Below are 13,290 nucleotides of genomic sequence, written 5' to 3' on the forward strand. Positions count from 1 at the left end.
GAGCGCACCGCGATGATGCCCAAGCGCCGACGCACCCGCGCCCAAGACCGCGCCTACCGCGTCGACGCCGAACGCCGACACAACCGCCAAGCTCGCCAAGCGGCCCGGCAGCCGGCCATCTCGGGCTACGCAGCCGCCAGTTCGTCTCCGGATCGGGGCGGCGAACCGCCGCCCTTCGACGACCCGCCACCTTTCTAGGTAGGCCAGGAACTAGCCGTGCCGCGGTAGTTCGCATTCGGTGGGCCGCAGAAGTCCGAGTTCGATCCGGCCAACAAGACGAAATAGCCCTCGCCTTTGCGATCGCTGTACGGCGGGTAGCTCCACCCGCTGTTGCACATTGACGTCGGCGTGCCCACCGTCGCCCGCCGCCAGGCATTCTTTACGCACGCCTTCAGGGCTTCGATGTCCTTTACCCCGCCCTTGGCGATCACCAGCATGCCGCCGCCCCACTGCCCGTCGGCCCGACGGTAGGCGCGGGCCCCGAATCCGGATCCGTTCGTCTGACAGCCCAGTGCCCGCTGCAGCGGCTGAAAGACGGTGGCGAGGTCGCGATTGGTGAGACCGGCTGCCGCGCTGATGAATTGAGCGGCGTCATTGCCGTCGGCCTCTTGAATGTTGGGATCGTGAAAGGTGAACAGCTGTTGGGCTATCGCGGCGTCGGCGCCGCCGCCCACCACCGGGCCGCTCCCAGTCGAATTCATCGGCGGCAACCCGCCGGTCGGGTCAGCGTCGGCTACGGACGCCAGAGCAACGGAAACTCCGACGGCAATGATAAGGCTCGCAACAACATTCATCGGTTACCTTTCTATCGGAATGCAGCCAGTCCGGTGAAGGCTTGACCAAGAACGAGCTGATGCATTTCCGGCGTGCCTTCGTAAGTGAGCACCGACTCCAGGTTGACCATGTGCCTGATCACCGGGTACTCCAGCGAAATCCCGTTGCCGCCCAATATGGTTCGTGCGGTGCGGCAGATCTCGATCGCCTCCCGGGTGTTGTTGAGCTTGCCGAAGCTGACCTGGTCGGGTCGCAGCCCGACGCCGTCCTTGAGCCGGCCCAGGTGCAGCGACAATAGTTGGCCTTTGTGTAGTTCGACGGCCATGTCGACGAGCTTGGCCTGGGTCAGTTGGAATCCGGCGATCGGACGACCGAACTGGGTGCGCTCGGTCGCGTATTCCAGTGCGGACTGCCAGGCCGAGCGTGCGGCGCCCATCGACCCCCAGACGATTCCGTAGCGCGCCTCCGACAGGCAGGCCAATGGTCCTTTGAGTCCGGTGGCACCGGGCAGCAAAGCGTCCTCTGGCACCCGCACGTCGTCCATTACCAGTTCGCTGGTTATCGAGGCCCGCAGCGACAACTTGTGGTGGATGGTGTTGGCCGTGAAGCCGGGAGTATCGGTCGGGACGAGAAATCCGCGGATGCCTTCATCGGTCGCGGCCCACACGATCGCGACGTCGGCGATCGAACCGTTGGTGATCCACATTTTCCGGCCGTTGAGCACCCAATCCGAACCGTCGCGGCGCGCCCGCGTTTTCATCGCCGCCGGATCGGATCCGACGTCGGGCTCGGTCAACCCGAAGCAGCCGACTAGTTCACCCGCCGCCATGCCGGGCAGCCACTGCTGCTTCTGCTCTTCGGAACCGTTATTCCAGATCGCGAACATCGCCAGTGAACCCTGCACCGACACCAGGGACCGGATTCCCGAGTCGGCGGCCTCGAGTTCCAGGCACGCCAGGCCATAGTGAACGGCGGACGCTCCGCCGCATCCATAGCCGTCCAGATGCATTCCCAAAAGTCCCAGTGCGCCGAACTGTTTAGCCAATTCGCGGGCGACCGGCAGGTCACCGTCTTCGAACCACTGGCCCACGTGCGGGAGCACATGCTCGGCGCAGAATGAGCGAACGGTGTCCCGGACGGCGATCTCGTCGTCGGACAACGATGCGTCCAACCCGAGCGGGTCATAGGGATCAAACGAGGGCATTGATGCAGCGGTGCTCATGCCTCAATCCTGCCCCGGCCCGGTATTCTCGCTGCATGCAACCACGGCGGGGGCCGGCCTGGCTGGGCTGGCTGGTGACGGACGTGGTGGCGGTTCTGGTGTTTTGCGCCCTCGGTCGCCGTAGTCACGACGAAGGCATCACGGTCAGTGGACTCGCAACCACGGCATGGCCGTTTCTGACTGGAACGGCTGTGGGCTGGCTGTTGTCACGCGGCTGGCGCCGGCCGACGGCGCTGGCTCCTACCGGCGTGATCGTGTGGGTATCGACCGTGCTGATCGGCATGCTGCTGCGAAAAGTCAGTTCGGCCAGCGTGGCGGTCGCATTCGTGGCGGTCGCATCGACGGTGACCGCCGTGTTTCTGCTCGGTTGGCGCGCCGCCGTTCAGCTTCGCGCCCGGCGCCGCTCGGACCGCTGATCAGGCCGAACGCGATGGTACGCGAGGACGGTGACACCTGGGACCAGGCCACCGGCGTGGGAATCACGGCGACATTCAGCGCCGTCGCCAGGGCGGTAGCCACCCAAAAAGGCCTGATCAACGATCCGTTCGCCGAGCCATTGGTGCGGGCCGCCGGCATCGAGTACTTCAGCCGGTTGATCGAGGACCAGCAGTACGCGACCGACGGCGGGGACAACCCGATGGTGTCCGGGATGATCAACGTGCTCGCGGTACACGGCCGGTTTCTGGACGACTTCTTGTCCAGCGCCGCCCAGTCGGGAATCCGCCAAGTGGTGAACCTGGGCGCCGGTCTGGACACGCGGGCCTTTCGGCTGTGGTGGCCGTCGGGAACGACGGTGTACGAACTCGATCAGCCTCGGGTGGTGGATTTCAGGGACCACGTGTTGCGGGGTCTGGGTGCCAAGCTGACCACCAACCGGTGTGTAGTAGGCGTCGATCTCCGCGATGACTGGTTCAGCGCTTTGCAGCGAGTTGGATTCGACCCGACCGAACGTGCGGTGTGGGTCGCCGAGAACCTATTCGTCGGCTACCTGCCGCCGGATGCGCAGGATCGGTTGTTGCGTCAGGTCAGCTCCGCGTCCGTGGCCGGCAGCTGGTTTGCGGCGGACCACCTGCCCTGGACGCCGGCGCAGCTGCAGGAAGGACACGCCTTCTTCGATGGTTGGCGCCGAGGGGGTTTGGACATCGACTTGGCCAAGATCACGTATGCGGCCGAATTCCGTTCGGTGTCAGAGTATTTGGCCGCCCACGGTTGGCTTACCACCGACCGGACGCTGGTCGATCTGCGCACCGCCATCGGGTTGGGGCGTCGAGGGGTGACGTCGCACGATCTGTCGGTCACACCCCGGTACGTCACGGCAGCTTTAGCCGCGGGTGGTGACGGGAACGGGTCAAGTGGCAATCGCTAGATCGGGCCCGTTGCAGTTCGTGCCGGCCGCCCTGGACGATCCATTGGCTCAACCGCTCCTCTTGGCGTTGGCCGATGAGTACGCGGAGCGCTACGGCGGTGAGCCGGCACGGTATCTGGCGTGGCTCGTCGACAGTCCGGACGGTGAATTCGCCCACCCACACGGAGGCATGTTGATCGGCGTGCTGGACGGGAAGCCGGTAACCGGGGGCGCGTTCTGCCGGTTCGACGAAGAGACTGCCGAACTCAAGCGGGTCTGGACCCATCGCGAACACCGCCGCCGCGGCTACGCCAGGGTGCTCTTGGCAGCGCTGGAATCACAGATCGCTGCCCGCGGTTACAGCAGGGTGTACCTCATCACCGGTGACCGTCAGCCCGAGGCCGAAGAGCTGTACCACGCGACCGGCTACACCCGGTTGGCAGAACCGCTGCCCGCCCGCGGCCCCGTGTTCCCAGTCGCGTTCCTGAAAATCCTCGAACGGGGACAGCCGTGACGTTTCATCTCGGCGTCGCCCTGGACGGGTATGGCTGGCACACCCACGCCTGGCAACTGTCCGCCGATACCCGCTCGGTGCTCAGCGGGCACTACTGGGCCGATCTGGCGCGCACCGCCGAGCGCGGACTCCTGGATTTCCTGACAATCGATGACACCTTGATGCCGCAGATCGGTCGGAGTTCGCGAATACATCCGGACCGTCTGGCCGGACGGGGCGACGCGGTGCTGGTCGCCGCTCGCATCGCTCCGGTTACCCAGCACATCGGGTTGATCCCGGTGGCCACGGTCACCCATACCGAACCGTTCCATGTATCCAAAGCCATTGCCACACTTGATCATGTGTCCCATGGTCGGGCGGGCTGGCAGCCGCGGGTCAGTGGCACCGCGCACGAAGCGGCATTGTTCGGACGCCGATCCGTCGACTCGGCCGCGCTGTTCGACGAAGGTGTCGAGTTCGTCGACGTGGTGCGAAGGCTATGGGACAGCTGGGAGGACGATGCGGTGATCCGCGACGTTGCCACTGGACGCTACGTCGACCGAGACAAGCTGCACTACATCGATTTCACCGGGAAGTATTTCTCCGTCAAAGGCCCGTCCATCACACCTCGCCCACCGCAAGGCCAGCCGGTGGTCGTTGCCCTGGCGCACGCCACACCCGTTTACCACTTCGCGGCGGCGACCTCCGACGTCATCTTCGTCACGCCCTCCGATGAAGCCGCCGCGGTTGGCATCCTCGATGAAGTGCGTGGCATCAGCGGGAGCTTGAAAGTCTTTGCCGACATCGTTGTTTCGTTTCATGGGCAGGACGACTTCCGATCCGACACCTGGGTGTGGGCGGGCACGCCCGCGGAGTTGGTGGACATGCTGCTGGGGTGGCAGCGCGCGGGCTACCACGGCGCCCGGTTGCGTCCGTCCGTCAACGCAACCGATCTTCCGGTCATCGCCGAACAGGTGGTGCCGCTCTTACAACGTGCCAAGCAGTTTCGCACTGCTTACCGAGATTCGGAGACATTACGTGAACGGCTCGGCCTGCCGGTGGCGCCCAATCGGTATGTGGCGGTGAACCGATGATCCCGCTGTCGATCCTGGATCTGGCCCCGATCAGCGCCGGTAGTGACGCGGCCACCGCATTACGCAACACCATCGAACTCGCCCAGCGCGCCGAGCAGTGGGGGTTCAAACGGTACTGGGTCGCCGAGCATCACTTCGTGAGTGTGGCGAGTTCGTCACCGGCGGTGTTGATCGGCCAGATTGCGGCTGCTACCAACCGAATTCGCGTCGGTGCCGGGGCGGTCCAGTTGGGTTACACCACCGCCATCTCAGTCGTCGAGAACTTCGGCATGCTTGATGCGTTCTACCCGGGCCGGATCGATCTGGGTGTCGGTCGGTCCGGGCAGCGACGATCGGATGAGCGCAAACCCAGGAAGCCAAGAGAACCGCGGCCGCCCCGCCAGTGGCATGAGGTCGACGGCGTGGTGGTGCCGACTCCATTCAACCTGCGCGGATTACTCGACCTGGATCGGTTGCAGGCCACCATGTCGATTCTGCAGCAGCCCGAGGCGGTTTCGCCCGACTTCGCCGAGCAGGTCGGTGACATTGTCGCCTTCCTTGACGGCCGCTATCGTGTCGGCGAGTTCGACGTACACGCGATGCCCGGCGAGCATTCCGGGCTGCGTCCGTGGATCTTCGGCAGCAGCAGAGGGCAGAGCGCGCGGGTAGCCGGTGCCCTGGGACTACCGTTCGTCGCCAGCTACCACATCACGCCCGCGACCGCTCTCGAGGCCGTCGAGGCTTATCGCGACACATTCGTACCGTCGGCGGCATTGGCGCGGCCCTACGTAGTGGTCTCGGCCGACATCGTGGTCGCCGACGACACCGCCACCGCCCAGCGCCTGGCTGCCGGCTACGGCCACTGGGTCTACTCCATCCGAACTGGCATCGGCGCCATGCCCTACCCAGACTCGGACGATTGCGGACCGCTCACCGAAGAACAGTTGAAAGTCGTAAAAGACCGTATCGCAACACAATTCGTCGGAAATCCGGATGAGGTAGCCGAACGTCTGGAGGCGTTGCAACGAGTCACCGGAGCCGACGAGCTCGTTGTCACCTCGGTGACCCACCGGCACCAGGACCGGTTGCGTTCACACGAGCTGATCGCCCAACGGTTGGGGGATAACCCCATGATTCGCAAGCTCATTCATTTGGCGGCGCACTTCCCAGGGGTCAACAACACCACGGTGTGGACCGACCCGACGGCGGGCAGCCAGATCGATTTCGACTCGTTCGTCCACCTGGCTCGCACCGCCGAACGTGGATTATTCGACTTCTTCTTCCTGGCCGAAGGGCTGCGACTGCGCGAGCACCGCGGCCGGATACACGACCTGGACGTGGTCGGCCGGCCCGACACTTTCACTGTGCTGGCAGCGCTGGCCGGAGTCACCGAACGCATCGGGCTGACCGGGACCATCAACACGACCTTCAACGAACCATTCGAAGTGGCAAGGCAATTCGCGACGCTCGACCATTTGTCGGAGGGACGTGCCGGCTGGAACATCGTCACGTCATCGGATGCCTTTACCGGTGCAAACTTTCGGCGTGGCGGTTTCCTGCACCATGCCGACCGCTACCGGCGGGCCGACGAATTCCTCACGGTGGCCCGAAAGTTCTGGGACAGTTGGGCTCCGAAAGCCGTGGTGGCCGATAGCAAGACCGGTGTCTACGTTGACCCGGACGGGATACGTAGCGTCCAACATTCGGGCGCGCAGTTCGACGTGCGCGGTTTCGCGACGCTGCCGGCGGGACCGCAGGGCCATCCGGTGCTGCTGCAAGCCGGCGACTCCGACGAGGGCCGGACGTTCGGCGCCCGATATGCCGACGCTCTGTTCACCCTGCACGGGTCACTGGAAGACGGTCAGCGGTACTACGCCGACGTGAAGGGCCGAGCGCGGGCCGCAGGCCGGGATCCGGAGCAGCTCAAGGTTTTTCCGGCGGCGACGTTCGTCCTCGGGGACACCGACGACGAGGCGCAGGACAAAGCCCGTCAGATTCGCTACCAGCAGGTGAGCGGCGCGACGGCGATCACGATGCTCGAGCAGGTGTGGGGTCGCGAACTCACCGATTTCGACCCCGACGGGCCGTTGCCCGATTTCGATCCGATAGTCGACAGCGATATCACCCAGGGCCGCGTTCGACACGGCGACCCGGTAGCGGTGGCGCGACGATTCCGGGAACGTGCGGAGGCGGAAAAGCTTTCCATCCGGGAGTTGGTCATCGCGGTGACCAGCAGACAGCAATTCGTCGGCACGGCCGGCCATATTGCCGACGAGATGGACCGATACGTCCAAGCCGATGCCTGCGACGGGTTCATCCTGGTGCCACATTTGACGCCGCACGGCCTGGACGAATTCGTAGACCAAGTGGTGCCACTCTTGCAGGAGCGTGGCGTGTACCGCAGCGAGTACCCCGGGACAACGCTGCGGGAGAACCTGGGGATCTAGCGAGCCTTCCGCAGCGCGGCATCTGTCGCTTCGCGGATCGGACCTCGCCACAGTGGGCCGTGCCCGGGCGCCAGGATCTCGGTGTCCACCTGGGCCAGTGCCGATAGCGTGCGGATGCAGGTTTCCTGGCTGTAGCTGAAGATCGCCGGCAGCAGCTGTGGCCCGTCGTCAGGGATCAGCGGGTGCCCGGTGACCAGCGCATCGCCACTGGCCAGCACGCCGTCGACCAGATATGAGCAATGCCCGTTTGTGTGGCCGGGACTGAAAACAGGCTTCGGGTTGCCCGGTAACCCGGCGGCGATGTCAGCCGTCAACGGCTGGGCGGTCGGAATCCCGTCACGGATCAAGCCGCCACTGCGCATTACGTGGGCGGTCCACACCGCCCACCGCGGCCGCCACAGGCGCAACGCAAGATCGCTGATTTTCACCTGCTCCAGATATTCACGCTTGGCATGTGCCACTTCATCGGCGTGGCAATACACCGGGACGCCATGTTCGCGAGCGAGCCAGATCGCGGTGCCCAGGTGGTCGATATGAGCGTGGGTGAGCAGAATGGCGCGCAGGTCGCTGGGGCCGAAGCCCAGCCTGCGCAGCGAGGTCAGCACCTCCTCGCGGTCGCCCGGATAGCCGGCGTCGATCAACATGACGCCGCTGTCGTCGGTGACCAGCACCCAATTCACCGCGGGTCCGTGCGCGAGGTGAACGTTGTCGGTGATCTGGATCAGCTGAGCCATGACCGACAGCCTAGGAGTAGAAAGAAACAGTGGCTGAACTCAAACTCGGATACAAAGCATCCGCTGAGCAATTCGCACCCCGTGAGCTCGTTGAATTGGCTGTTCTTGCCGAAGCGCACGGTATGGACAGCGCCACCGTCAGTGACCACTTCCAGCCGTGGCGGCATAAGGGCGGGCACGCGCCGTTCTCGCTGGCCTGGATGACCGCGGTAGGTGAACGTACCGAGCGGCTACAGCTGGGCACATCGGTACTCACCCCGACGTTCCGGTACAACCCGGCCGTCGTGGCCCAGGCTTTCGCGACCATGTCGTGCCTGTACCCGAACCGCATCTTCCTCGGCGTGGGCACGGGTGAGGCGTTGAACGAGATCGCGACCGGCTACGAGGGTCACTGGCCGGAGTTCAAGGAGCGATTTGCCCGGCTGCGGGAATCGGTACGGCTGATGCGCGAATTATGGCGCGGCGACCGCGTCGACTTCGACGGCGAGTATTACCGGACCAAAGGCGCCTCGATCTACGACGTGCCCGAAGGCGGTGTGCCCGTGTACATCGCCGCTGGTGGACCCGCGGTGGCCAAGTACGCCGGCCGTGCCGGCGACGGCTTCATCTGCACGTCCGGAAAGGGTGAGGAGCTCTACACCGAGAAGCTGATCCCGGCCGTCAAAGAGGGCGCGGCCATCAACGACCGCAACCTCGACGACATCGACAAGATGATCGAAATCAAGATCTCTTACGACACCGACCCGGATCTGGCCTTGGAGAACACCCGGTTCTGGGCGCCGTTGTCGCTCTCGGCCGAGCAGAAGCACAGCATCGACGACCCGATCGAGATGGAGAAGGCCGCCGACGCCCTACCCATCGAACAGATCGCCAAGCGGTGGATCGTGGCATCCGACCCGGACGAGGCCGTGGAGAAGGTCGGACAGTATGTGACGTGGGGCCTCAATCACTTGGTATTCCACGCGCCGGGCCACGACCAGCGTCGGTTCCTGGAGCTGTTCGAAAAGGACCTCGCGCCCAGGCTGCGCAAACTTGGCTGACAACCAGGCCGCGCCCGCCAGCATCTATATTGCAGCGCCCGAACCGGAGACCGGCAAGTCGACGATTGCGCTCGGGCTGCTGCACCGGCTGGCTGCGACTGTCGCCAAAGTCGGTGTCTTCCGGCCGATTACGCGGCCAGGCCCCGACCGCGACTACATCCTCGAGTTGCTGTTGCAGCACTCCACGGTCGATCTGCCCTATGAGCGATGCGCCGGTGTGACCTATCAGCAATTGCATGACGACAGGGATGGCGCGATCATCACGGTCGTCGATCGGTACCACGCGATGGCATCGGAGTGCGACGCCGTGGTGATCGTCGGCAGCGACTATTCCGATGTGGGCAGTCCGGCGGAGTTGTCGGTCAACGCCCGCATCGCGGTGAACCTGGGCGCACCAGTGCTGTTGACTGTGCGCGCCAAGGGTCGCACCGCCGACGAGATCGCGGGCGTCGTCGAAGTGTGTCTGGCCGAGTTGTCCGCGCAGCGCGCTCACACCGCGGCAGTGGTAGCCAATCGGTGTGCGCCGAAGGAGCTGACGGAGGTCGCCGAAGCGCTGGAACAGTTCACGCCGCGGGGGTATGTCTTGCCCGAAGAACCGCTGCTGGCGGCGCCGACGGTGGCCGAATTGACCGCGGCGGTGAACGGGACGCCGGTGCGCGGAGACGAACAGTTGACCCAGCGCGAGGTGATGGGCGTGATGGTCGCCGGGATGACGGCCGACCACGTGCTGGAACGCCTGCGCGACGGGATGGCGGTGATCACTCCCGGCGACCGGTCGGACGTGGTGCTCGCCGTCTCCAGTGCCCATGCGGCGCAAGGGTTTCCGTCCCTGTCGTGCATCGTCCTCAACGGCGGGTTCGATTTGCATCCGTCGATCGCGTCCCTCGTCGAGGGGTTGCGGTTGCGCTTGCCGATCATCGCCACCACGCTGGGGACCTACGATACGGCCAGCGCGGCGGCTTCGGCGCGCGGTCGGATGACCGCATCTTCGCAACGTAAGATCGACACCGCGCTGGAATTGATGGGTCGACACGTCGACGTCGCAGATCTGCTGGAGCAGCTCGCCATACCGATTCCGACCGTCACCACACCGCAGATGTTCACCCACCAGTTGCAGGAACGGGCCAGATCGGACCGTCAGCGCATCGTGCTGCCCGAGGGCGAGGACGATCGCATCCTCAGATCGGCCGGCCGACTGCTGCAACGCTCCGTTGCCGACCTCACGATCTTGGGCGACGAGGCTCAAGTGCGCTCGCGCGCAGCGGAACTCGGAGTCAGCCTGGACGACGCAACGGTGATTGACCCGCGCACCAGTGAACTGCATGACCAGTTCGCGGAGCAGTACGCCGAACTTCGCAGCGCCAAAGGCGTCACACTTGAGCAGGCTCGAGAAACACTCAGTGATGCAACATATTTCGGCACTATGTTGGTACACAATGGTTTTGTGGACGGCATGGTGTCCGGCGCTGTGCACACCACCGCGCACACCGTCCGTCCGGCGCTGGAGATCATCCGTACGGTTCCTGACGTGTCGACGGTATCGAGCATCTTTTTGATGTGTCTGCCCGACCGGGTGCTGGCCTACGGTGACTGTGCGATCGTCCCGAACCCGACGCCCGAACAACTTGCCGATATTGCCATTTCGTCGGCGCGCACCGCGGCGCAATTCGGGATCGACCCGCGAGTGGCCATGTTGTCCTACTCCACCGGCACGTCGGGTTCTGGGGCGGACGTCGAAACGGTCAAGACGGCAACCGAATTGGTCCGCTCCCGAGAGCCTGATCTCTTGGTGGAGGGTCCGATTCAATACGACGCAGCGGTGGACCCGTCGGTCGCGGCAACCAAGGTGCGGGACTCGCCGGTGGCAGGCCGCGCAACCGTGCTGATCTTCCCGGACCTCAATACGGGTAACAACACCTACAAGGCGGTGCAGCGATCGGCGGGAGCCATAGCTATCGGCCCGGTATTGCAGGGTTTGCGCAAGCCCGTCAATGACCTCTCCCGTGGGGCATCGGTCGAAGACATCGTGAACACCGTTGCGATCACCGCGATTCAAGCGCAGGACGTCCATGGCTGACCGTCATGTGCTGGTGATCAATTCCGGCTCCTCGTCGCTGAAGTTTCAGCTGGTCGACCCTGACTCCGGAATCTCGCGGGCGACGGGCAGTGTCGACCAGATTGGCGAGCCGTCATCGGAGATCCCTGACCATGACGCGGCATTGCGTCGGGCGTTCGACATGCTGGCCGATGACGGAGTGGACCTGGCAGACTGCGGTCTGGTGGCGGTCGGGCACCGAGTGGTGCACGGCGGCAACCAGTTCCACCGTCCCACCCTGCTCGACGACGAGGTGATCGCCGAGCTGCACGAGATTTCTCCGCTGGCCCCGCTGCACAACCCGCCCGCGATCCAGGGCATCGAGGTGGCCCGCGAACTGCTACCTGATACCCCCCACATCGCGGTGTTCGACACAGCTTTTTTCCACCATCTGCCGCCGGCCGCCGCAACCTATGCCATTGACCGCGAGTTGGCGCAAGCCTGGGAAATTCGCCGCTACGGTTTCCACGGCACCTCGCATGAATACGTCAGCGCGCAGGCGGCGGCCTTCCTGGACATGCCGTTGCAGAGTGTGAATCAGATTGTGCTGCATCTGGGCAACGGCGCATCGGCCTCCGCCATCGTCGGCGGAAGGCCGGTCGAGACATCGATGGGGCTGACACCGCTAGAGGGGCTGGTGATGGGCACCCGAAGTGGCGACATCGATCCCGGGGTATACAGCTACCTGTGGCGCACCGCAAAGATGAACGTCGACGAGATCGAGTCGATGCTCAACAAGAAGTCCGGGGTGCTGGGTCTGGCGGGGGAGCGGGACTTCCGACGACTGCGGTCGATGATCGAATCCGGCGACGCGGCAGCCAAACTCGGCTACGACGTGTTCATTCACCGGTTGCGCAAGTACATCGGTGCCTACCTTGCGGTGTTGGGCCACACCGATGTGGTGACCTTTACCGCGGGGATCGGGGAGCACGACGCCGCGGTGCGGCGAGATGCCTTGGCGGGTCTCGTCGAGCTGGGTATCGAACTTGACGAAGGACGTAACGTCGACGGTTCCGGGATGCGGCGGATCTCCACCGACGACTCGCGGATAACTGTTCTGGTGGTGCCCACCAACGAGGAGCTGGCCATCGCGCGCGACTGTGTGAGCGTGCTGTAGCAAAACCGGTGCTCTGGGCGTAGTTGTGGATGAGCGTAAGCGGGACTGGCCGCTGACGTGCGACTGTGCGCTCCATGCGGGATGTGGTCGGGCCTTTCTTGGGCAGCAAAGCACTGGCGAGCGGGACGATGACCCGACACCAGCTGCGGACGAACTACTGCGCGGTGCTACCCGATGTGTATCTGCCCCGAACGGTGCAGCAGCCGTGCTTTGAGCAACGCATCGCGGCCGCGTGGCTATGGTCGCGCGGCACCGCAACCATCGCGGGCGCGGCGGCGGCTGCGCTGCATGGCGCCAAGTGGATTCCGGAGGGCTTTCCGGTCGAGTTGATTTACGGCAACACGCATCCGCCAACAGGCGTGCTGACCCGCCGCGATGGATTGCGCGAGGACGAGGTGCAACTTCTGCAGGGACGCGTGGTCACCACGCCCGAGCGCACCGCCTTCGACATCGGCCGGCGCGGCGCGGTCCGCTCGGCAGTCGCGCGGTTGGACTCTTTGGCGGCGGCAACGGGTTTCAAAGTGGTCGATGTGCTGGAAGTCGCGAAGAATCACCCGGGCTCGCCCGGCCTACGGCGGCTGGAGACCACGCTGGACCTGGTCGACGCGGGGGCGCAATCGCCGCGGGAGAGCTATCTGCGACTGCTGCTGATAGATGGCGGCTTTCCGCGGCCGCAGACCCAGATACCGGTGCTGGGCACGGATGGCATCCCGCTCGCGTATCTAGACCTTGGCTGGGAGGAGTGCATGGTTGCCGTCGAATACGACGGCGATCAACATCGGACGGACCGACCCCAATACGTCAAAGACATCAGGCGGATAGAGCTGCTTGAGCGAATGGGTTGGATAATCGTTCGGATCGTCGCCGAAGATCAGCCGGCTCAGATTTTGCGACGAGTCCGAGAAGCGATGGCGATTTCTGCCGCACGTCAGCAGATTTGATTGTGCACT

The 13,290-nt window shown here is 64.5% G+C and carries 12 protein-coding genes and 2 pseudogenes; 11 read left to right on the forward strand and 3 right to left on the reverse strand.

Features of this window, described 5'->3' with window-relative positions:
- A pseudogene (locus A5636_RS26445) lies at nt 1-198 on the forward strand (hypothetical protein); the annotation flags it as partial.
- Here the strand turns inward: A5636_RS26445 and A5636_RS06910 are convergent.
- Nucleotides 195-794, reverse strand: a complete 600-nt coding sequence (locus A5636_RS06910) for a hypothetical protein (protein ID WP_065157959.1) — start codon at nt 792-794, stop codon at nt 195-197. The pseudogene A5636_RS26445 and the gene A5636_RS06910 sit on opposite strands and share 4 nt — an antisense overlap.
- Nucleotides 795-805: 11 nt before the next feature.
- On the reverse strand, nt 806-1,978 hold the full coding sequence (locus A5636_RS06915) for an acyl-CoA dehydrogenase (protein ID WP_437339808.1): 1,173 nt from the start codon (nt 1,976-1,978) through the stop codon (nt 806-808).
- A gap of 53 nt (nt 1,979-2,031) precedes the next feature.
- Here A5636_RS06915 and A5636_RS06920 point away from each other — a divergent pair, with 53 nt between their 5' ends.
- From A5636_RS06920 to A5636_RS26455, 6 genes and pseudogenes are all read left to right on the forward strand, one after another.
- Nucleotides 2,032-2,412 (forward strand): DUF3054 domain-containing protein, encoded by a 381-nt coding sequence (locus A5636_RS06920; protein ID WP_065157961.1) that lies wholly within the window; start codon nt 2,032-2,034, stop codon nt 2,410-2,412.
- A 14-nt stretch (nt 2,413-2,426) separates the two neighbouring features.
- Complete coding sequence (locus A5636_RS06925; RefSeq protein ID WP_065157969.1) at nt 2,427-3,362, forward strand: SAM-dependent methyltransferase; 936 nt, start codon at nt 2,427-2,429, stop codon at nt 3,360-3,362.
- Nucleotides 3,349-3,855, forward strand: a complete 507-nt coding sequence (locus A5636_RS06930) for a GNAT family N-acetyltransferase (protein WP_065157962.1) — start codon at nt 3,349-3,351, stop codon at nt 3,853-3,855. The genes A5636_RS06925 and A5636_RS06930 overlap by 14 nt, the downstream gene beginning before the upstream one ends.
- Nucleotides 3,852-4,928: an LLM class flavin-dependent oxidoreductase gene (locus A5636_RS06935; RefSeq protein WP_065157963.1), complete on the forward strand. Its 1,077-nt coding sequence runs from the start codon at nt 3,852-3,854 to the stop codon at nt 4,926-4,928. Before A5636_RS06930 ends, A5636_RS06935 begins: the two co-directional genes overlap by 4 nt.
- A pseudogene (locus A5636_RS26450) lies at nt 4,925-6,028 on the forward strand (LLM class flavin-dependent oxidoreductase); the annotation flags it as partial. The gene A5636_RS06935 and the pseudogene A5636_RS26450, both read left to right, overlap by 4 nt.
- A 9-nt stretch (nt 6,029-6,037) precedes the next feature.
- Nucleotides 6,038-7,354: an NtaA/DmoA family FMN-dependent monooxygenase gene (locus A5636_RS26455; protein ID WP_065157970.1), complete on the forward strand. Its 1,317-nt coding sequence runs from the start codon at nt 6,038-6,040 to the stop codon at nt 7,352-7,354.
- Here A5636_RS26455 and A5636_RS06945 read toward each other — a convergent pair.
- Nucleotides 7,351-8,088 carry an MBL fold metallo-hydrolase gene (locus A5636_RS06945; protein WP_065157964.1) on the reverse strand — a complete coding sequence of 246 codons (738 nt, stop codon included), beginning with the start codon at nt 8,086-8,088 and terminating at the stop codon, nt 7,351-7,353. The two genes, A5636_RS26455 and A5636_RS06945, sit on opposite strands and share 4 nt — an antisense overlap.
- A 29-nt stretch (nt 8,089-8,117) precedes the next feature.
- On the opposite strand from A5636_RS06945, the gene fgd reads away from it, so the two are divergent.
- From fgd to A5636_RS06965, 4 genes are all read left to right on the forward strand, one after another.
- Nucleotides 8,118-9,128 (forward strand): glucose-6-phosphate dehydrogenase (coenzyme-F420), encoded by a 1,011-nt coding sequence (gene fgd / locus A5636_RS06950; RefSeq protein WP_065157965.1) that lies wholly within the window; start codon nt 8,118-8,120, stop codon nt 9,126-9,128.
- A 22-nt stretch (nt 9,129-9,150) separates the two neighbouring features.
- A complete protein-coding gene (gene pta / locus A5636_RS06955) occupies nt 9,151-11,205 on the forward strand; it encodes a phosphate acetyltransferase (protein WP_437339809.1) in 2,055 nt (684 codons plus the stop codon).
- Entirely contained in the window at nt 11,198-12,340 is a 1,143-nt protein-coding gene (locus tag A5636_RS06960; protein WP_065157967.1) for an acetate kinase, read from the forward strand. Before pta ends, A5636_RS06960 begins: the two co-directional genes overlap by 8 nt.
- Nucleotides 12,341-12,414: 74 nt before the next feature.
- A complete protein-coding gene (locus A5636_RS06965) occupies nt 12,415-13,281 on the forward strand; it encodes an endonuclease domain-containing protein (RefSeq protein WP_065157968.1) in 867 nt (288 codons plus the stop codon).
- The last annotated feature ends 9 nt before the right edge of the window (nt 13,282-13,290 follow it).

The sequence above is a fragment of the Mycobacterium asiaticum genome (assembly GCF_001673315.1).
Taxonomy (GTDB): Bacteria; Actinomycetota; Actinomycetes; order Mycobacteriales; family Mycobacteriaceae; genus Mycobacterium; species Mycobacterium asiaticum_B.